The organism is Acinetobacter sp. YH12043, from assembly GCF_013419915.1.
Taxonomy (GTDB): Bacteria; Pseudomonadota; Gammaproteobacteria; order Pseudomonadales; family Moraxellaceae; genus Acinetobacter.
Window position 1 is genome coordinate 1 of sequence record NZ_VOZD01000041.1, and the last position, 18,579, is coordinate 18,579.

Annotated in this window: 17 protein-coding genes and 1 pseudogene; 12 read left to right on the forward strand and 6 right to left on the reverse strand. The window is 42.6% G+C overall.

The window, feature by feature from the left end:
* Positions 1–74: pseudogene (locus tag FTU01_RS14710) on the reverse strand (IS5/IS1182 family transposase); the annotation flags it as partial.
* 212 nt (positions 75–286) lie between these two features.
* Between FTU01_RS14710 and uraD the strand changes: the two are divergent.
* The 4 genes from uraD to FTU01_RS14730 all read left to right on the forward strand — a co-directional run bounded on the left by uraD (position 287) and on the right by FTU01_RS14730 (position 3,332).
* Positions 287–790: a 2-oxo-4-hydroxy-4-carboxy-5-ureidoimidazoline decarboxylase gene (gene uraD, locus FTU01_RS14715; RefSeq protein WP_180018258.1), complete on the forward strand. Its 504-nt coding sequence runs from the start codon at positions 287–289 to the stop codon at positions 788–790.
* Positions 787–1,107 carry a hydroxyisourate hydrolase gene (gene uraH / locus FTU01_RS14720; protein WP_005235589.1) on the forward strand — a complete coding sequence of 107 codons (321 nt, stop codon included), beginning with the start codon at positions 787–789 and terminating at the stop codon, positions 1,105–1,107. The genes uraD and uraH overlap by 4 nt, the downstream gene beginning before the upstream one ends.
* Positions 1,108–1,141: 34 nt before the next feature.
* Positions 1,142–2,497, forward strand: a complete 1,356-nt coding sequence (locus FTU01_RS14725) for a nucleobase:cation symporter-2 family protein (RefSeq protein ID WP_180139823.1) — start codon at positions 1,142–1,144, stop codon at positions 2,495–2,497.
* A 121-nt stretch (positions 2,498–2,618) separates the two neighbouring features.
* Positions 2,619–3,332, forward strand: coding sequence for an outer membrane protein OmpK (locus FTU01_RS14730; RefSeq protein ID WP_179992546.1), 714 nt, complete (start codon positions 2,619–2,621; stop codon positions 3,330–3,332).
* A gap of 53 nt (positions 3,333–3,385) precedes the next feature.
* On the opposite strand, the gene FTU01_RS14735 is transcribed toward FTU01_RS14730, so the two are convergent.
* Positions 3,386–3,883, reverse strand: coding sequence for an ureidoglycolate lyase (locus tag FTU01_RS14735; RefSeq protein WP_175967571.1), 498 nt, complete (start codon positions 3,881–3,883; stop codon positions 3,386–3,388).
* Positions 3,884–3,895: 12 nt separating this feature from the next.
* A complete protein-coding gene (gene alc, locus FTU01_RS14740; RefSeq protein WP_125278689.1) occupies positions 3,896–4,900 on the reverse strand; it encodes an allantoicase in 1,005 nt (334 codons plus the stop codon).
* Positions 4,901–5,113: 213 nt separating this feature from the next.
* Here alc and hpxO point away from each other — a divergent pair, with 213 nt between their 5' ends.
* Positions 5,114–6,271 (forward strand): FAD-dependent urate hydroxylase HpxO, encoded by a 1,158-nt coding sequence (gene hpxO, locus FTU01_RS14745; protein ID WP_180139826.1) that lies wholly within the window; start codon positions 5,114–5,116, stop codon positions 6,269–6,271.
* Positions 6,272–6,357: 86 nt separating this feature from the next.
* On the opposite strand, the gene FTU01_RS14750 is transcribed toward hpxO, so the two are convergent.
* Positions 6,358–7,710, reverse strand: a complete 1,353-nt coding sequence (locus FTU01_RS14750) for an 8-oxoguanine deaminase (RefSeq protein ID WP_180139830.1) — start codon at positions 7,708–7,710, stop codon at positions 6,358–6,360.
* 39 nt (positions 7,711–7,749) lie between these two features.
* Positions 7,750–8,691 (reverse strand): LysR family transcriptional regulator, encoded by a 942-nt coding sequence (locus tag FTU01_RS14755; protein ID WP_179992549.1) that lies wholly within the window; start codon positions 8,689–8,691, stop codon positions 7,750–7,752.
* A gap of 281 nt (positions 8,692–8,972) precedes the next feature.
* On the opposite strand from FTU01_RS14755, the gene FTU01_RS14760 reads away from it, so the two are divergent.
* From FTU01_RS14760 to FTU01_RS14790, 7 genes are all read left to right on the forward strand, one after another.
* The gene (locus tag FTU01_RS14760) at positions 8,973–10,028 is read left to right on the forward strand and encodes an aromatic ring-hydroxylating dioxygenase subunit alpha (protein WP_180139833.1); all 1,056 of its coding nucleotides are present in this window, start codon (positions 8,973–8,975) and stop codon (positions 10,026–10,028) included.
* A gap of 118 nt (positions 10,029–10,146) precedes the next feature.
* On the forward strand, positions 10,147–10,632 hold the full coding sequence (locus tag FTU01_RS14765) for a nucleoside deaminase (RefSeq protein WP_159123033.1): 486 nt from the start codon (positions 10,147–10,149) through the stop codon (positions 10,630–10,632).
* Between the two features lie 690 nt (positions 10,633–11,322).
* The gene (locus FTU01_RS14770; protein ID WP_257226111.1) at positions 11,323–12,354 is read left to right on the forward strand and encodes a BMP family ABC transporter substrate-binding protein; all 1,032 of its coding nucleotides are present in this window, start codon (positions 11,323–11,325) and stop codon (positions 12,352–12,354) included.
* Between the two features lie 111 nt (positions 12,355–12,465).
* Positions 12,466–14,067 carry an ABC transporter ATP-binding protein gene (locus FTU01_RS14775; RefSeq protein WP_180069206.1) on the forward strand — a complete coding sequence of 534 codons (1,602 nt, stop codon included), beginning with the start codon at positions 12,466–12,468 and terminating at the stop codon, positions 14,065–14,067.
* Between the two features lie 15 nt (positions 14,068–14,082).
* The gene (locus tag FTU01_RS14780; RefSeq protein WP_180139836.1) at positions 14,083–15,177 is read left to right on the forward strand and encodes an ABC transporter permease; all 1,095 of its coding nucleotides are present in this window, start codon (positions 14,083–14,085) and stop codon (positions 15,175–15,177) included.
* A 24-nt stretch (positions 15,178–15,201) separates the two neighbouring features.
* On the forward strand, positions 15,202–16,122 hold the full coding sequence (locus FTU01_RS14785) for an ABC transporter permease (RefSeq protein ID WP_159123035.1): 921 nt from the start codon (positions 15,202–15,204) through the stop codon (positions 16,120–16,122).
* Between the two features lie 25 nt (positions 16,123–16,147).
* Positions 16,148–17,515: an amidohydrolase family protein gene (locus FTU01_RS14790; RefSeq protein ID WP_180139839.1), complete on the forward strand. Its 1,368-nt coding sequence runs from the start codon at positions 16,148–16,150 to the stop codon at positions 17,513–17,515.
* Positions 17,516–17,551: 36 nt separating this feature from the next.
* Here the strand turns inward: FTU01_RS14790 and FTU01_RS14795 are convergent, their stop codons facing one another.
* The gene (locus tag FTU01_RS14795) at positions 17,552–18,151 is read right to left on the reverse strand and encodes a hypothetical protein (protein WP_180032307.1); all 600 of its coding nucleotides are present in this window, start codon (positions 18,149–18,151) and stop codon (positions 17,552–17,554) included.
* Positions 18,152–18,579: the final 428 nt, after the last annotated feature.

The following is an 18,579-nucleotide window of genomic DNA, read 5'->3' on the forward strand; positions in this document are numbered from 1 at the left end:
TGGTGAATGGATAAATTACGCAGAATAACTTTCAACTTTTGCCAGTGTTGATCTGTCAGCATGGTACGAGGCATAGCGAATAGTAAAATTGGGTTTGGCGATTTGATTTTACTACTTCGCTATTTTTATAAGCTAAAAGTGTCAACACACCCTATTAAAAAAGAGAACCTTGAGTTCTCTTTTTTTGCTTTATACATCATATAAAAATATAAGATCAAGACGATTTGGCACTGTTATTGCAAAACCTGTACTGAACAAAAAATGAATATCATCAGGCGATTTAATAGTGCAACTCGTTGAATTTAATCAGGCATCTCTAGAAGAGGCCATTACCTTTTTAAAGCACTGTGTGCAAATACCGAGCTGGTCGACCCAGATTGAAGCAAAGCGTCCTTATACATCTGTTGAAGATGTATTGAATATAGCCAGACAACAGGCTACAACCTGGACCTGGGACGAAATCAAAGCAGCTTTGGATAATCATCCACGTATTGGCGAAAAAAAGGCACAGGCTGAATTAAGCGAAGTTGAAAAAAACTTTTCCAATCGTGAACAGGCTGCGATAACTCAGGACGAAGCAACTCAGCAAGCTTTGCTAGAAGGCAATATTGCTTATGAAAAAAAATATGGCTATATCTTCCTGATTAAAGCGGCTGGTTTAAATAGCCAAGAAGTGCTGAATGCCTTGAAAGACCGTTTAGTTAATGATCCGGAAACCGAAAAAGGTATTGTCCATACGCAACTGGCGGAAATCGCTTTATTAAGACTGTCACAGGAGCTGCAAGCATGATCAGCACTCATATTTTAGATACGCATCTCGGTAAACCTGCAGCACATGTTTTAATCAAACTCTTTGATGAAGAAGGTGAATTACTCGGAAAAGCATTTACCAATGCAGATGGTCGAGTCACAGATTTTGGTTTAACCGAATTTGAGGAAGGTAAATACAGTCTTGAATTTGCTACTTCTGATTATTTTGAAGGCTTAGGTCTAGAAACTTTCTTTCCTAAAGCAGTCATTCATTTTCAGGTGAAAGATGCCTCTCAGCACTTTCATATTCCTTTACTGATCAGCCCATTCGCGTACTCCACATATCGCGGAAGCTGATTTTTTTATTCAAGCTTTCAGGGAGAGAAAAAGAATGACAGAACAAAGCACAAACATTTCACCAGAACATGAATATCTGGGCGCAGGCAAAAGTGCAGCCTATGGCTTGCAACATGTATTGACCATGTACGGTGGTATTATCGCACCACCACTCATTGTGGGTACTGCCGCAGGTTTGGAAGCTACACAAATCGGTTTATTGATTGCGGCTGCATTGTTTGTTGGCGGTCTGGCTACGATTTTACAAACCATTGGAATGAAATATATCGGGGCTAAATTGCCACTGGTACAAGGGGTTTCCTTTGCGGGTGTGGCGACGATGGTGGCGATTGTAACTACAGGTGGCGGCTTATCAGCTGTTTATGGTGCAGTCATCATAGCTTCATTAATTGGTTTCTTCCTTGCGCCTTATTTTTCTAGAATTATCCGTTTTTTCCCGCCAGTCGTGACCGGCTGTGTGATCACGATTATCGGTTTATCACTTTTACCCGTAGCCGTTCGCTGGATGATGGGGGGCAATAAAAATGCACCTGAATGGGGAAGTGTAGAAAATATCAGTTTGGCCGTGATGACCTTGGCTATTGTGATCTGTCTAAACTTGAGTAGAAATGCCTCGATTCGTCGCCTGTCTATTTTATTGGCGATCGTATTGGGTTCAATGCTGGCTTATCTGTTTGGTTTTGGCGATTTTAGTAAAGTCGGCAATGGTGCATGGGTACAATTTCCGAGTTTCTTTGCTTTCGGCATGCCAACTTTTGAACTCAGTGCAATCATTTCCATGCTGATCGTGACGCTGGTGATTATGACTGAAACAACAGCTGATATTATTGCTGTGGGTGAAATTGTTGGAACCAAAGTAGATTCAGAACGTATTTCCAATGGTCTGCGTGCAGATATGTTCTCAAGTGCAGTTGCACCGATTTTTGGTTCATTCATGCAAAGTGCTTTTGCACAGAACGTCGGGCTGGTAGCCATTACCGGGATTAAAAGCCGTTTTGTGGTCGCTGCTGGCGGTATGATTTTAGTGGTTTTGGGATTACTTCCAATTATGGGCCGACTAATCGCCGCAATTCCGGTTCCGGTACTTGGTGGTGCAGGATTGGTGCTATTTGGTACAGTGGCTGCAAGCGGCATCCGAACTCTGGCAAAAATTGATTATAACGAGCAAAAGAATTTGATTATTGTTGCAACTTCAATTGCAGCCGGCATGATCCCGATTATTGACTATTCTTTCTATGCTAATTTTCCAAAATGGTTTCAAACCCTATTTCATTCTGGCATCAGTTCAACCTGTTTAATGGCGATCCTTTTAAACATTCTGTTTAAACATCTGCAAATGTTCAAGTCGAAAACAGAGGTTCCGGAAAAGATTGCAGAAACGCTGCATTAAAGTATGATTTCCTCCATATGCCCATGCCAGTCATGGGCTTTTTTATCAAAAATTAAAAAAGTTGGCTTTGTTCTTGCTTAATCCAGAATGAGATTTTTAATTCCATTGGGGAACCTTATTTATGAAATTTACTCAAGTTGCTGCTGCAACATTACTTGCATGGGGTGCAGCATCTGCACAGGCAAAACCAGTCTGGCAGGATTTTAGCGTTACTGGGCTTTATGGGGAAAACTATGAAGTTGTAGATGAAAAACAGGCAACCCTAACTGTTGAATACGCTGCAAAAGTTAAATATGCAGATGTCTTCTTTTTCATTGACCGTATGCGTGGTTCTGACGATATTAAATCAAGCTATTTTGAATTTTCACCACGTTTAAGTCTGGGTGAAGTCTCAGGTCAGAAGTTGGCATTTGGTCCAGTGAAAGATGTTTTAGTGGCAACGACTTGGGAAGGTGGTGAAGGTTTTGATAACTTCCTGTACGGCGTAGGTTTCGACCTGGCTATTCCAAAATTCAATTATGCCAGCGTGAATCTTTATCGTGTAAATAACGAAAATATGGAAGACGACTATCAGCTCACCTTGACCTATGGTGTGCCATTTAAACTGGGTACTGAAGAATTCCTAGTAGATGGCTTCCTGGACTGGTCAACTGCTGAAGATGATCATGCGAGCGAGATGAACTGGACGACTCAGTGGAAATGGAATGTCGGCAAGCATATTTCTCCTGACACCAATTTATATCTCGGTATTGAGCATTCGGTTTGGAATAACAAATACGGTATTGCGGATGCAGATGAAAATAACGTGAGTGCTTTAGTGAAATATCATTTCTAAAATAAGAAATAAGAAATTAAAAAGCCCTTATCAATAAGGGCTTTTTAATGGGCTTAATTTTCGATAAAAATCTTTTCAGGAAAAGTATAAACATCACAGTTTGGACCAGTGCCGATCCGATCGATCACCACAAAATCACTCGGAGCTTCAAAGGTCAGCAAAGGATGATGCCAGGTACCGGCACGGTAATTTACACTTTGTGTACCATTACTGATAAAAGCCTGAATTTGACTGAGATCAGGCTTTTCATGATCCAGATTAGGCGCAACCACAATTAAAAATTTCTGGCCCTGCATCGGGATGAACGCTTGTGAACCGACAGGGTGACGTTCCAGCATTTCGATTGCAAATGGAATGGCTGTAGTCTGAATATTTCTAAAAATACTTAGACCAACTTTAGCATCTGTTTCAGCAACCGCCAGAGCATGATAACGCTCGGTCTGCTGATCATTAATATGGAAAAAATCATTGCCTTCGCAGGCAATGACCTCGCCATAAGGCAAGAAACTTTCAGCAGTTAAGGGCTGTATTTTTATGGTTTGCATGCTCATAGATATAATTACTCAGGCAACTTTTCCCCACAGTCGAATCCGGCTAATGCCACCATCCGGAATCATGTTCACCCGAATATGAGAAATTTTTCCCTGTTTTAAGATTTCCTCAACAAAGCTATGAATATGATCCATCTGCATCTCTTGTGCTTCAAGCAGGAATGGCCAGAACATACTTTGCGGAATTAACTGCTGGTCAGTCGCATCTTCAATATAAATCGCTTGGATAGAGACTTGAGCAGGAAAGTTACCTTTAAAATGCGCGGTATCAATCTCAATTTTTTCAATCTGACCACTCTGACCCAGAGCCAAGATACACCAGTCAAAGCCGGGTGCACGACGGCGCTTGGTTTCCCAGCCATCACCCATATTGATGCCACGCCCCGGATTAATCAGATTACGTGGATGACCAAAGTGTGCATCACTATAGGCAATGACACGACCGCCATTTTCCAGAGCGACCAGATCAATCACCTGATTGCTGTCCTGAACCTGAATTTTTACTTCACCATAGACTTTAAAGCGAGCTACACCCCCGTCAGGGAAAATATTTAGGCGTACATGTGTAAAGACTTCGTCTGAATCAATATTAAAAATATGATGCTGGCTCGGACCTAATATACTGTTTGGTAAAATTGAGTGCCAGGTTGCGGTGCTTAAGTCACCATTTGGTGCATAGCAGGCTTCAACTGCAGCAGAAGCTGGATAGTTTCCGGTAAAGAATGTGGTATCAATATCTAGTGCTTTGATGGTTCCAGCTACCCCCAGTTTGACAATCGCCCAGTCATAGCCGGCATGACGCTTGCGGCGGGTTTCCCAGCCGTCCATCCATTTGCCATGATTATCAAATTTATCTTCAACAAAAATTGGTGCATCAAATTGCAACATTCGTTTTGCTTCAGCAAAAAAATCATCTGAACATTCAAGAATTTCTGCACCAATCCGGCTATCAGCCAAGTTGGTAAGCTGCTGGATATGGGCAGGGATCTCGAAAATGGGTGCAAATAATGTTGCCATAACTATCTTCCATTCAAATTATGTTTAACGTGAATCTAATTTTTTATAAAAGTCTGTAATTCTGCTGAAAGACCTTATAAAAACAGGTTTTTAATGAATAGATGAATGCACGGCTTGTGCCAACTTTTGAGAAAAATCAGTGCATTATTTTCGAAATGGCACGCTTTTAGCTACACAGGGAGGAAGAAACACAATTTTGAGAGGAGCATATAGATGGAGATTACAATTATTGGTGCAGGGATAGGGGGATTGACCACAGGAATTGCACTAAAAAAGTTTGGGCATAAAGTCACCATCTATGAACAGGCAGAACAGATTTTACCAGTGGGCGCAGCAATCTCACTTTGGTCAAATGGGGTAAAATGTTTGAATTATCTGGGTTTAACTGAACAGGTCGCCAAGCTTGGCGGCCAGATGGATCAACTGGCCTATATTGATGGTTTGACGGGCGACACCATGACCCAGTTCAGTTTATTGCCTTTGATTGAAGAAGTGGGACAACGTCCATATCCGGTGGCACGTGCTGATTTACAGAACATGTTGATGGACGAGCTTGGCCGTGAAGATATTCAGCTGGGCAAGAAGATGGTTGAGCTGCAAGAACAGAAAGACGGTGTTCTGGTTAAATTTGCGGATGGTACAGAAATTAAAACAGACCTACTGATTGGCGCAGATGGAACCCATTCCATTACCCGTGCCTATGTACTGGGTGAACAGGTTTCTCGTCGCTATGCCGGTTATGTCAACTGGAATGGTCTGGTAGAAATTTCAGAAAAGCTTACTCCGGCAGATCAATGGACCACATTTGTCGGACAAGGTAAGCGCGTTTCGCTGATGCCTGTGGCAGACGGAAAATTCTATTTCTTCTTTGATGTACCGTTGCCGGTCGGTTTAGAGAATAATCGGGCAGAATATAAAACCTTATTGAAACAGTATTTTGAAGGTTGGTGTGCGCCGGTTCAGCATCTGATTGACGCGCTGGATGAACAGAAAACCAATCGGGTTGAAATTTATGATATTGAACCGTTTGCCCAGTTCTATAAAGGTCGTGTTGTAATTGTTGGTGATGCCGCACATAGCACCACACCGGATATTGGTCAGGGTGGTTGCCAGGCCATGGAAGATGCAATCTATCTGGCTCGTTCTTTACAGATTAATACGCTGGGTCTGGAAGATGCCTTGAAACGCTATCAGAACAAACGCAATGAGCGTGCCAATGAGCTGGTCTTGCGTGCACGTAAACGCTGTGATGTGACACATATGAAAGATGAAGCCGTGACCAAAGAATGGTATGAAGAACTGCGTAAAGAGCAGGGACCGCATATCATGAAAGGGATTATCAGCAATATTATTGGCAATCCTTTAGATTAATTCTGCGTTTAATCTCTTGGCAAAAAGCCCTTCAATGATGAAGGGCTTTTTTATATTTAAATAACAGCAATTCGCTAATGAATTTTTTAGGCCGCAAGTAAAGCTTTCGCTGCCTGACGATGTGCAGCCTGAACCGCTTCAAGATCCAGATTCAGAATTTCCCGGTTTTTAACCACCCATTGTCCATTGACCATGACATGTTCGGCACGGTCTGCACCGCACAGTAACAGGCCGGCAATCGGATCATGAATCCCTGAAAAACGCACATCATACAGACTATAAAAAGCTAAATCTGCCTGAAAATCTGCTGCGATTTGTCCTAGGTGCTTTTCACGTCCCAGTACCTGTGCCGAGCCTTGTGTGGCCCAGGTTAAAGCACGTTCAGGCGTAATCACTTCTGCACCATATTTTAAACGTTGTAAATACATCGCCTGCCGAGCTTCCAGAATCAGGTTAGACGCATCACCCGAAGCAGAGCCATCCACACCTAGACCAATGACTGCTCCTGCTTCCAGTAGATCCATGGTTGGACAAATCCCTGAAGCCAGACGCATATTGGAATGCGGACAATGACAGATACCGACTTGAGCCCGCCCTAAGCGTTGGATCTCATCGGCATCAAAATGAACGCCATGCGCCAGCCAGGTTCTGGAATTAAGCCAGCCTACACTTTCCAGATAATCGACGGTGCGCATGCCAAATTTAAACAGACAAAATTCTTCTTCATCCAGTGTTTCGGCCAGATGGGTATGCAGACGTACATCCAGTTTTTCTGCCAGTGCAGCACTTTCTCGCATAATTTCTTGGGTGATTGAAAATGGTGAACATGGTGCAAGCGCAATATTGACCATCGCATCAGCACTACGCTGGTGATATTTCTGCACCAACCGTTCTGAGTCCAGCAGAATGGTGTCCATATCCTGTACGGTATGCTGCGGTGGCAAGCCACCAGAATCTTCACCCAGACTCATGGAACCTCGGGTCAGCATGACCCGAATCCCTAATTGTTCTGATGCTTCAACCTGAACATCAATGGCATCGGACAGCTGCTGTGGAAACGGATAATGGTGATCCGCAGCAAAGGTACAACCGGAAAGCAGTAATTCAGACAATGCAATTTGAGTGGCTAGATAATGCTGTTCAGTATTCAATTTGGCCCAGACCGGATATAAGGTTTTTAGCCATGGAAATAGCGGCGCATTGACCACGGGAGCCCAAGCACGGGTCAAGGTCTGATAAAAATGATGATGGCTATTAATCAGTCCCGGTGTAATCACCAAATTCTGGGCATCAAAGAACTGGTCATAAGGCGATGCTGGGGTTTGTCCCAAAGCCACCAGTTCAATAATTTTGCCATCGCGAATGACCAAGCCACCACGGGCATCCAGATCATTTGCGGTAAATACAGCAAGAGGATTTTTAATCCATAAGGTTGTCATATCTTTTTTCCAATAAGTTTTATTTGTGCTGCACATGAATCAGGCAGCACATGAGGCATTGAGCTGTTGTAATTTGATTTTCAAATCTTCCATCTGGTCGATCAGATGGTTCATCATGATTTGTGAGATACGGGAAATTTGCCGTTTCGGTGCCACACAAAGGGCAAGGGTCAGTGGATGCATACCTTTTTCAATGATCGGTTTAAACACCAGTTCATCACGTTCTAAATAAGGCAAAGCATCGATATAGGACAGTACCCCAATCCCTAAGTTGCGCTCTGCCAGAGAGGTAATCATGCGAATGTCATTACACTCCAGCTTTTGCTGTGGCATAAATTGGTGATGTTTATACAGGCTATAGACATAGTCATGAATGATTAAAGGGGCACAGGGAATGAGATGCTTAAAGTATAAAGTGTCGGAAAAATAGATTTTTTCTGCCTGAGCTAAAGGATGAGATTTGGCCATCACAAATCCAACCGGGATTTCCACAAAAGACATGACTTCGAGCTGATTATGACTTTTAGGATTGAGCAGAATGCCAAAATCAACTTCAGCATCCATAATCATTTTAGAGACGGTATCACTTTCCTGAATCTGGATATTGAAATTGATCCAGGGATAGTTTTCATACATATATTGTAGAGAATCTAAAACGAAACCGTCACTGAGTGCCGCAATGAGTCCGAGTTCAATGCTGCCGCGTGATAAACCCTGAATTTCATCAAAACGTACACAGGTCTGATGGAATTCTTTTTGCCATTTGAGTAAATCTGCATACAGCAATTCACCCGCTAATGTCAGCTTCAGGCCACTCGGCAACCGTTCAAAAAGCACGATGCCAAATTCTTCTTCTGCCAGAGTGATCTGACGATGAATCGCGGAGACAGAAATATAAAGCTGATCAGCTGCTTTTCTGAGGCTGCCTGTTTTGGCTACGGCAATAAAATATTCTGAAAATCTTGAAAAAGTAATATTCATAAAATCACGTCAATCCACCTGCACATCGTTTTAATCACATAATTTTCAGCTAGAAACTAAGTGATTCTGGTTCTATGTAAGTGGATAAGCGATTTCTGTGCCAATTTTCAAAGAAATGGAACAGTAAAAGTTTTGTGTTCTATTTTTTGGAACACGGGCTACGAAACATTCTAATAGACAGTAGAACAGGCATTTGGCTAATTTTATAAAAGAACAACAAGGCAGCTTAATGAAATAAAAATTTAAGCCGTTGTCATGCAATAAATATTTGTGAGTGAACTATGAATGCGATCCCGGTGCTTAATTTATTCAGTCAACCGCACTGTAGCGGCTTTGACCCATCAGACTGGAATATCCTGGCTCAGCATTGGTATCCAGTTGCCCGTATTCAGGATGTGAGTACTACGCCACAGCAGGTACAACTTCTGGATGTGAAGATGGCCCTATATCAAACTGAGAGTGGCAGCATTCATCTGGTTCGTGATATCTGTCCGCATCGTGGTGTGCCATTAACCAAAGGCTGGGTAAAGGGTGAAGAAATCATTTGTCCTTATCACGGTCTGCATTACAACACTCAAGGAAAATGCACCAAAATACCGGCTCAACCAGAACTAACCAACATTTCGGATCGTTTTACCTTAACCAAGTTTCCAGTAGTCTTGAAATACGGTCTGGTCTGGACAAGCCTGTTTAGCCGGGATGAGGCAGAAGCTAATTTCCCTGATCTGGATACCTGGGAGAGCGAAGAGCACCAATCGATCTTACCGCCATTTGTTGATAGCGGTGGTTCAAGTGGCCGGCAGCTGGAAGGCTTTATTGATGTGGCGCATTTTGCCTGGGTGCATCATGAATCTTTCGCTTCACGTGATAATCCGATCGTGCAAAAGTATTCCACTTTGCGCACTCCTTATGGCTTGCATACAGAATATGTTAGCGATGTCAGCAATTATCCGCATGGCCTGCAGCATCTGGCCCCAGAAGGATTCTTGTGGAAACGTGTGTTTGATGTCTATCCACCATTTTCAGCGATTTTAACAGTGCATTTTCCGGAAAATGGCATCCTGAAAATTCTGAATGCCTGCTGTCCGGTATCTCACAATAAAACCCGTTTATTTGTGCCATTGACCCGTAATTTTGATACGACTGGTGATCTGCAAGCGGTTTATGACTTTAACGCACAGATTTTTGCTGAAGATCAGGACATGGTCGAAAGCCAGAAACCAGAAGAATTACCTTTGGATATCACTATGGAAGCACATTTTGAAGCTGACCGTTCTTCGACAACTTATCGCCGCATTCTGGGGGAATGGGGCCTAAGCAAACGCTATATTGTTTAAATTAAATTTCCTCCTTTATGCACCCTGGTCTGTTGGGGTGCTTTTTTATTCCATATATGTCGAAAATCCTCTTTTTAGAGGAGCTATGACCATTGAACTACTAATTTTAGAGTAATTTATGCCACAGCCTAGCCATGAGCAAATGCTATCTTTTTTAAGATTATCCAATAAGGTTGCCAAGCGGGCAATGTCTTTAGGCCATCATCCTTTTGGTGCGGTGCTGGTTGCACCTGATCATGAAACGGTTTTACTGACCCAATGTAATATTGATACGGTCAACCATGCAGAAAGTACTTTAGCCCGGATCGCAGCCAGCAATTTTACGCCGGATTATCTGGCTGAATGCACCTTATATACGGCAGTTGAACCTTGCTGCATGTGTTCTGGAACGATTTATTGGGCCAATATCGGGCGGGTGGTCTATGCCATGACCGAAGAAAAATTATTGCAATGTACTGGAAACCACAATGAGAATCCGACTATGAGTGTTTCTGCTGAGTATGTTTTTGCTCATGGTCAGAAGAATATTGAGCTGATTGGACCAATCATGGAACTTGAACAGGAAACGGTTCAATTGCAAAAAGACTTCTGGTCATCTCGGTGAAGATTTGAAATTATTCTTTTTATAATTCTACTTCATTTTATTTATATTATTTATAAGACCATAAAAACAGATTTTCTGGATTGTAGGCTCAACTTAAAACCCTGCAATCCAGTCTCTATTTTCTAAAAATACTTTCCTTAATTTTCTATTTTTAAAAATCCATTTTATTCATTCAGTGCATTGCCAATTATAAGCCATTTATTGGCGCACACGATTTAGAGCTGACGCACTTATCTAGCGCAGATCAAAAGAAAATCACAAGAATTTTTAAATTTTCAACTTTATTAATTTCTCAACCTTGAGCTGAGCTTGGTTTTCTAGCAACTTTACTCATTGTCTTAGATTGATATCTATATTTCTCGGCTTATATTCTTAACTGTTCAACTTTTTTATACTCAATACTTGGTAGTAAATAATTGTAATTTATAAAAATAAATAAAAGAACAGATCATTCTAAAAATTATAAGTGTCTTGCAATCCACCTGTTCTATTTTTTGAACTGAATTGGAATAGAAGTTGCTAATTAATAGAAATATAGCAATCAGTAAAATTTTTGATGTCGATTCAGATCTTTTAAAGCCGCTATTTATAAAACTCAAATGGCATTCACGGAGGCAATTTATGCTGAATATGTCCAAACATAAAAAGATAATGAAAAAATTTTCACTGCCTGTAATTGCGGCTGCAATTATGGGTTTGGGGATCAGCAGTCAGAGCTTTGCAGTCGATAAAGCTGCATTTGTCTATATTGGACCAACCAGTGACCATGGCTGGACATATTCACATGATCAGGGGCGTATTAAAGCTGAAAAAGCTCTGGGCGGAAAATTCAAAACGACTTATATCGAAAATGTACCTGAAACGGCCGATGCTGAACGTGTGATTCGTAATCTGGCACAGCAGGGCAATAAAGTGATTTTTGCGACCTCTTTTGGTTATATGAACCAGATGGAAAAAGTCGCGAAGCAGTTCCCCAATACCATATTCATGCACGCGACCGGTTATAAGCAGGGGAAAAACCTAGGCATCTATGATGTACGTACCTATGAAGGTGCTTACATGCTGGGTGTAGTGGCAGGGCAAACCACCAAAACTAATACCTTGGGTGTCGTAGCCTCATTCCCGATCCCGGAAGTGGTTCGTAATATTAATGCCTATACCTTGGGTGCACAAAGCGTCAATCCTAAAGTCAAAACCAAAGTCATCTGGGTGAACTCATGGTTTAACCCGGGTAAAGAACGTGATGCGGCTTTGGCACTGATTTCTCAAAAAGCTGATGTGCTGATGCAAAACACAGATTCGCCAGCAGTGGTGCAAGCTGCCCAGCAAAAAGGCGTTTATGCCTTTGGTTGGGATTCAGACATGAGCAAATTTGGTCCTAAAGCGCATTTGGCTGCTTCAGTACTGCACTGGGAAAAAATTTATACACCAGCAATGCAGCAAGTGGCTAATAAAACCTGGAAACCTGCTGCTCTCTGGTATGGCGTAAAACAGGATGCAGTGAAAATTGAAAACTTCGGGCCTGCTGTTCCTGTCAAGGTGAAACAGTCCGCTTTAAGTGCACAAAGTGCAATTCATAAAGGCACATTACATCCATTCCAGGGTCCAATCTATAAACAGGATGGAACTTTGGTGATTGCCAAGGGCGGAAAAATGACAGATGAAGCGCTTGGAAAAATGAACTTCTATGTGAAAGGAGTTGAAGGTTCATTGCCTAAATAATTCTTTCACTATTTGTATGACTTAAAAATAAAAGAAAGTAAATCCTGAAAAATCATCCCCCAGTCCATGAATCACTTTATGGACTGGGCCAAAATGAGTGGAGACTGAGTTATGAGCGATCTGCCTCACATGTCAAATGACATCGAAATGTCATCGCTCAATGAGCAGCAAATTCCACGACTGGAGCTGATCAATATCAGCAAAAGCTATAACTCATTGAAAGCAAATGACAGTATTAATTTAAAAGTCCAACCTGGGCAAATTCATGCCATTTTGGGTGAAAACGGTGCTGGTAAAAGTACCTTGATGAAAATCATCTACGGCGCCACGAAATCAGATAGCGGTCATATCGTCTGGAATGGCAAAGAAGTACAGATAGAAAGTCCGTCGATGGCCAGAAAACTGGGCATCGGTATGGTGTACCAGCATTTCTCACTGTTTGAAACTATGACTGTGGCTGAAAATATTTTATTAGGTCTGGATGAGAAAATAGACCTGAAAAGCTTAGGGGCTAAAATCACCGAAGTATCAGAACAATATGGCTTACCGGTAGATCCACGGCGTGAAGTTTTTTCTTTATCGGTTGGTGAGCGACAACGGGTCGAAATTATCCGCTGTCTACTCCAAAATCCTTCCTTACTCATTTTAGATGAACCGACCTCCGTATTAACCCCACAAGCGGTACGTCAGTTATTTAAAACTTTGCGACTGGTGGCTTCGCAAGGTGTTTCAATTCTTTATATCAGCCATAAATTGCATGAAATCAAAGAACTCTGTGATGAAGCGACGATTCTGCGTAATGGCAAAGTCACCGGCTATGTATTGCCTTCTGAAAATAGTACCAGTGAACTGGCCAAATTAATGATTGGCCGGGAATTGCCGACGTATGCGCATGTTGAATATACAGGCGAACATCGCACGCTGTTTCAGGTAAAAAACCTGAATTACGAAACTGATGATCCGTTTGGTGTGTCCTTATCCAATATTCAACTCAACCTAAATTCCGGTGAAATTCTGGGCATTGCTGGTATTTCGGGTAATGGTCAATCTGAATTACTGGCTCTGCTTTCCGGTGAGCAAACGGCGAAAAAAGGTCAAGTCTTTCTATTAGATCATGACATTTCTGAACTCAGTGCAGGTCAGCGACGTGATCTAGGATTGGGCTTTGTTCCGGAAGAGCGTTTAGGTCGTGGTGCTGTGCCGAATATGACATTGGCACAAAACACTTTATTGACTGCTTTTCGTCAGGGTTTAAACAAATGGGGCTTTATCCAGTTTGAGAAAACTGTCGCTTTTGCCCAGCAATGTATCGAAAAATTCGGAGTAAAAGCCGCAGGGCCACAAGCGGAAGCCCGCAGCCTTTCGGGCGGCAATCTGCAAAAATTTATTGTAGGGCGTGAAATCCTGCAACAGCCGAAAGTGCTGATCATCTCCCAGCCAACCTGGGGCGTTGATGTCGGCGCATCGATGTTTATCCGTCAAACCCTGATTGATCTTTCCCGCCAAGGCGTTGCGATTTTAGTGATTTCGGAAGAGCTGGAAGAACTGTTTGAAATTAGCGACCAGATTTGTGTTCTGGCTGGTGGAAAGCTGTCAGCACCTGTCCCGGCTAAAAATACCAATGCAGAACAGATTGGCCTGCTCATGTCAGGTATTCAGGCAGATCCAGCAATATTGGCTGAATCCGAGCCTGTCCATGAAGCGCATGCGTAGAGAAGAGGTGTAAATATGCATTTATTAGAACCTAGAGAACATCCTTCTCAATTAATGAAATGGCTCTCACCCGTGCTTGCATTACTCGCCATGCTGGCAGTAGGTAGCCTATTGTTTTTAATGCTTGGGGTGAATCCTGCTCAGGCTTTATATATCTTTTTTATTGAGCCATTGACTTCAGTCTATAACCTGAGTGAACTGATAATTAAAGCCAGTCCGCTGATTTTAATTGCCTTGGGTCTGGCTGTTGGGTTTCGTGCCCGTCTGTTTAATATTGGTGCTGAGGGGCAGTTGGCTATGGGGGCCATCTTTGGCGGTGGTATTGCCATCCTGTTTCATGAGCAGATCGGCTGGTGGATTTTACCTTTGATGGTGATTATGGGTGCGATTGGTGGTGCAATTTGGGGCCTGATTCCAGCGCTGCTAAAAACCCATTTTAATGCGCAAGAAACCTTGACCACCTTAATGATGAACTATGTGGCATTTTTCCTGCTGATGTATCTGGTCAATGGTCCATGGCGTGATCCAGATGGCATGAACTTTCCACAATCCTTAATGTTCTCGGAAAGCGCGACCCTGCCGCTGATTATGGAAGGCACACGGATTAACGCCTCAATTTTTATCACGATCATCGCAGTGGTGCTGTTCTGGGTTTTTATCCGTAAGAGTCTGATGGCTTATAAACTGGAAGTCAGTGGTCAGGCACCTTTGGCAGCTCAATATGCAGGATTTTCAGCAAAAAAAGCCATCTGGTTAAGTTTGGGAATTTCAGGTCTGATGGCGGGGATTGCCGGAATCTGTGAAGTTGCAGGTCCAATCGGCCAGCTCAATCCGAATATTTCACCAGGTTATGGTTATGCAGCCATTATTGTGGCTTATCTGGGCCGACTAAATCCAATTGGAATCGTACTTTCAGGTTTCCTGATGGCGCTGATCTATTTAGGTGGCGAACTGGCACAAATGCAGTTGCAACTCCCAGTCGCGATTACCGGAATTTTCCAGGGCCTGCTTTTATTTTTCCTGTTGGCTTCAGATGCCCTGATTGAAAACCGCTACCGTTTTGCCAAAAAGAAAGTCAAAAAAACCATGACCACTGCGCAAGCAGCCTGATCCAGACAGAAGAAGGATAACAACATGAGTATTGAATTAACCGCAATTGTTGCCGGAACTGTCGCTGCGGCAACGCCATTGATCTTTGCCGGGCTGGGTGAGCTGGTAGCAGAGCGTACCGGTGTCATCAATCTTGGGGTAGAAGGCATGATGCTGGTCGGTGCCATTGCTGGATTTGCTTTCGCTAGCCAGTATGAAGCCAGTGTCGCCAGCGCCTTATTTATGGGCGGATTGGCAGGCACATTGATGGCACTAATTTTTGCATTTTTTACCTTATCTTTAAGCACCAATCAATCCGCCTGTGGTCTGGCACTCACTATTTTTGGGATCGGGATTTCAGCCTTTCTAGGACAGAATTATGTCAGTACGGCCTTACCGGGTCTGGAAAACCTAAAAATTCCGGGACTCGCTGATATTCCATTCATAGGGCCAGTCCTGTTCCAGCAAAACTATGTGGTGTATCTGTCCATTCTTGCTTTTGTGCTGGTGTGGTGGGTACTGAGTAAAACCCGTTTAGGCCTGTTACTGAAAGCTGTTGGGGAATCTCCAGAAAGTGCACATGCCATGGGCTATAACGTGCTAGCGATTCGCTATGGTGCAGTCATGTTTGGCGGTGCAATGGCTGGTATTGGTGGTGCATTTTTATCTACGGTTTATACCCCAATGTGGATTGAAAATATGGTCGCAGGACGTGGCTGGATTGCAATTGCATTAGTGGTTTTTGCTGCATGGAAACCAACGCGCTTGATGTTGGGTGCATATCTATTTGGTGGTGTAACGATTTTGCAGTTTCATGCCCAAGCGCTGGGTCTAGAAGTACCGAATGAACTGTTATCGGCATTGCCATACATCGCAACCATTGTCGTCTTAGTCCTCATTTCACGTGACAAGAAGTTATTGAAACTCAATTTACCAGCGTCACTCGGCAAAACCTTTAGCCCTTAATCGGACAAATCTCAGGAATTACTTTATGAAAATTATAAGCGCAGATTATGTCCTGACCATGAACTCCAACCTGGACTGTATTAAAGATGGTGCCATCCTGATTGATGGTGCTCTTATTAAGCAGGTAGGAACATTACAGGAATTAACTCAGCAATATCCTGAAGCTGCAGTTACCCAGTATCCTAAAAGTTTATTGATGCCGGGCTTGATTAATACCCACTGCCACTCAGGCCTGCTACGCGGTACAGCTGAGGGTTTGCCAGTCTGGAACTGGTTGCAACAGTTTATTGACCCGATGCATCGGGTAGTGACTCCCGAAGATTCCAAAATTGCCTCTTATCTCTGCTATGCCGAAGCGCTGCTATCCGGCACGACTACCATTGTGGATATGTGGCGTTATATGGAAGGTAGTGCTGAGGCCGCACAGCAACTCGGTATACGTGCAGTGCTGGTGCCATATGTGGCTGAACATCCAGATCACAACTATTTTGAAACCCTCAATAGTAATGAAGCTTTAATTCAAAAATGGCATCAAGCCGCAAATGGGCGAATTCAGGTCTGGGTCGGCTTGGAACATCTGTTTTATGCTGAAGAAAAAGCCTTGGCACGTATCCAGAAAATGTGTCATGAATATCAGACGGGTTTTCACACGCATAGCAACGAAAGCAAGTTTGATGTTGAAGAAAACCTTCGACGTTATGGCGTGCGCCCGATCCAGACGCTGGAACAATTGGGCATGCTGGATGTACCTCAATGCCTGTTAGCGCATTGTGTCTGGGCCAATTCAGCAGAGATCGAAATTTTAAAACACTATAATGTTGGTGTCGCACATAACCCGATATCGAATATGAAACTGGCATCTGGCGCCGCCCCCATTACGGAAATGCTTAAACATGGCATTGCTATAGGATTAGGTACTGACGGCGAGAAAGAAAATAATAATCTGGATATGTTTGAAGAAATGAAAACTGCTTCATTATTGGCGAAGTTTTCCGGTTTAGATGCTGCAGCACTGGATTCATGGTCTGTCTGTCAGATGGCAACTCGGACAGGTGCCAAAGCCTTAGGCATGCAGGATCAGATTGGTTCGCTAGAAGCTGGGAAATTTGCTGATATTATTGCGGTAGATCTTGCGACACCGAGAATGACGCCTTTAATTAATCAGGGACCACTATTTAATTTACATACCAATCTGGTGCATGCAGTCCAAGGACAAGATGTGCATATGACCATGGTGAACGGCCAAGTGGTGGTAGAAAACCGAAAACTGGTACGTGCTGATCTACAAATCTTAATTGATCAGGTCAATCAGGCTGCTCCAGCCTTGTTCCAGCGACGCACGAAATGGCTCGCAGAACAGGGAAGTGCGGTCAATGAATTACAGCGCCTGTAAATAAAGTTTAAAAACCAACCCTAACTTTAAACAGGCTTATCTATGCTCCAGAATGGATAAAAAGGCTTCGATAAAGTTAGGCAGTCTTTTATGATGGATCTGACCGACCTTGATCACTTCATAGGTTAGACCATCAGCCTGGAGGTTGTTACTTTCAGCTTTTAATTTTTGCAATGTCAACTGCAAGCCTTTTAACCATTCTTCAAGCGCCTTGATCGGAATATCATTTTTAAGATCTCCACCTTGCATGGCAGTTTTAAAATGACTCAAGGTCGTACTATCCTTAAAGCAGGCTTCCACCTGATGTTCAGTACTTTCAAATAGGTCATGCTTGATCACAAATAAAAATTTTCCAATCGCTGGCTTAAGTGCGCTGAGATAAATATTTTTTTCATTCAGGGTATATCTTTTATTTCTGGTATTAATAAATTCTGAATTCCAGCCTTGGGACTCTAGAAAATGATCCATTTCAGCGAAGATGAGATCAGTGACTTGTTCCTCAATGCGTTCTGCGAGTTCCTTTAGTTCATGACTGAGCACGATCAGGTTATTTTCCAGCTTTGAGCGCTGGGATTTTTCTTCATCATGCTGCTTGGATTGGGCCAAAATGGCTTGGAAGCGTTGTTCAGGCGTCATGATTTTACTCACTTGATATACAGCCTTGATCACTTAATCATGTGACTGAAAAGCTTTAATTGCAAGCAGGAAAAGAGGGGGGATATTTGAGAAGATTTTAAAGTAAAATATATACTTTTACTGACATAAATTATTGTTTTTAAATTTAATAATTATTATTAAAATATTTTTTATTTGGTTTTAAACTAGAATCGTTACATATTTTGTAGCGATTCAATTCAGTTAATGATCATTACTCGTTTTACTCAATATCACCCATTAAAAGATAAAACTTATATAAGGTGGTTAATAAGAATATTGATAACCCGAATCGCGGATAAAAAATTGACTTGAAAAATAAGAGGACTAGAGCCATCAGTTGAGTTACCACACAAAACTTAAAACTCTAGTCCCGATGTTTAATAGTACCGAATTATTTTGCGTAATTG